The organism is Streptomyces sp., assembly GCF_035563135.1.
Lineage (GTDB): Bacteria > Actinomycetota > Actinomycetes > Streptomycetales > Streptomycetaceae > Streptomyces.
On sequence record NZ_DATMVN010000485.1, the window covers coordinates 1 to 2,026 of the forward strand.

Sequence of the window (2,026 nt, forward strand, 5' to 3'; positions counted from 1 at the left end):
GCTGCCCTTCTACCGCGGGCACGGGCTGGTCGACCACGCGCGGCTGGCCCACCGCCTCGGGGACACCGCCGGCGCACAGACCTCGCTGCGGCGGGCCGCCGCCGTCTATCGCGGCCTCGGGGCCGCCCCGTACGTCGAGCGGGTGACCGTGCTGCTCGCCGACCAACCGCTCGCCCCTGCCCCGGCGCTGGCCTACCCGGCCCTGACCGACCGCGAGCGGGACGTGCTCACGCTGGTGACATCCGGGATGAGCTACGCGCAGATCTCCAGGGACCTGTTCATCACCCGCAGCACGGTGGGGTTCCACCTGTCCAACATCTACGCCAAGACCGGGGTGTCCTCGCGGCACGAGCTCAGTGAGCTCGTGCGCAGGGGCTCCGCGGGTCCGTCGTCGAGCCGGTCGTGAGGTCGGTGCGGAGGCGGCTGCGCCTGGCCAGCGGTGCCCGGTCACTCGATGGAGAGGATGGAACAGGAGCTCTCCCCGGTGTCCCCGCCGTACCGGGTGCTGCCGGTGAGCCGGTCATCGGCGGACGCCTGGTCAGGTGGGGACCACGGCGGGCAGCCATGACCCGTGCAGCCCCAGCGGGACCCGCTGCGGCAGGTGGATGCGGGCGATCGGTCCGGCCGTCGGGTCGGCGGCAGGCAGGACGAGCACGCGGCTGGTGAGTTCGGCACGGTCCGTGGCGTAGGTGATCCACCAGCCGTGGCCGGGGTCGGGATCTCCCGGACGCGGCACGAAGACCTGCTCGCCCAGGGCCAGCCCGGGGGACTCCCAGACAGCGAGCTCGCCGGTCCCCGTGTCGAACCAGCCCAGGGTGTCGGGGTCGTTGACGGAGCCGGGTGCGGTCCGCAGCGAGACGGCGACGACGGTGTGGCTGGCGGTGAGGGCCCGGTCGTCGATGCGCGGGAACTCCATGCTGCGATCGGCCAGCACGGTCCGGGTCGAGGTGCCGGCGGCGAGGTCGAGGACGAGCCGGCTGAGTGAACCGGTGCTGGCGCCCCGGACGAGACCGCCGGGGAGGGTCCACTGGACGTAGTCCAGGACGACCCGTCCGCCGCGCTCGTGGGCGTTCGCGGTGTGCCACATCCAGAAGGACTCCTCGTGGAACCAGCGGACCCGGCTGCCGTCGCGCGGGACGAGGGCGATCCGGGTACCCCGGTCCGGCTCCCAGGACAGTGGCGAGCCGCCGCGCAGCGCGCCGGCGATGTCGAAGAAGAACGGCGCGAGGACGAGGACCACGAAGCGCTCGGTCAGCGCCATGTCGTGGATCATCACGGGACGGTCCACCTCCTCGATGGGGGTGGCCGCCCGGACGGTGTCGCCGTCCGGGCCGATGACCGACCAGGTCAGATACGGCTCCTCGACGCCGTAGCAGAAGGCCACCATCTCGCCGGTCCGGGGGTCGATCTTCGGATGTGCGGTGATCCCGGCGGGCAGCGTCCCGCAGAAGGTCTCGCGGCCCAGCGTCTGCAGCTCCGGGGAGACGAGGAAGGGAGTGGCGGACTCGGCGAGGGCCAGCAGCCGGCCGTGGTGGCGGACCACGTTGATGTCGGGCAGGTCCTTGGTGGTGTGGGCCAGTTCGGGTCCGACGACCTCGGCGCCAGGGCCCAGTCCCAACCCGGTGATCCCCGGCCAGAGGGCCCGACCGGCGGCCTCCTCGGCGACGAGGGCGGGGGTCCGGACGAAGCGGTTGGTGTAGCGGGCACGGCCGTCGCCGATCCGCACCCGGTGCAGCATCCCGTCGCCGTCCAGGGGGTAGACGTAGGCGCCGATCGGGGCGAAGCGGGGGTTGGGGCCGTTGCGGACGTAGTCGCCGTCCAGCTCCGCGGGCAGCTCCCCCTCGACCCGCACGTCCGGGACGTCGACCTCCTCGACCACGGGAGCAAAGACACCGGTCAGGTGCGGATCGGCCTGGTGTTCGACGGGCGTGGCGGTGCTCATCGGGAGCCCTCGCCCGGCGCGGCGGAGACCCGGTCGGGATAGGTGGCGGTGAACCGCACCATCGCCCAGAGGACCGCGATCGGC

At 73.1% G+C, this 2,026-nt stretch carries 2 protein-coding genes; one reads left to right on the forward strand and one right to left on the reverse strand.

Going from position 1 to position 2,026, the window contains the following annotated elements:
• A partial coding sequence (locus VN520_RS21345) for a helix-turn-helix domain-containing protein (RefSeq protein ID WP_325748544.1) occupies positions 1–406 on the forward strand: 406 nt, incomplete at its 5' end.
• Positions 407–538: 132 nt separating this feature from the next.
• Here VN520_RS21345 and VN520_RS21350 read toward each other — a convergent pair.
• Positions 539–1,942 carry a carotenoid oxygenase family protein gene (locus tag VN520_RS21350; RefSeq protein ID WP_325748545.1) on the reverse strand — a complete coding sequence of 468 codons (1,404 nt, stop codon included), beginning with the start codon at positions 1,940–1,942 and terminating at the stop codon, positions 539–541.
• Positions 1,943–2,026: the final 84 nt, after the last annotated feature.

Bases quoted from the DNA above. Each gene is read 5' to 3' on its own strand.
- VN520_RS21350 (WP_325748545.1), bottom strand. From the start codon at position 1,942: ATGAGCACCGCCACGCCCGTCGAACACCAGGCCGATCCGCACCTGACC.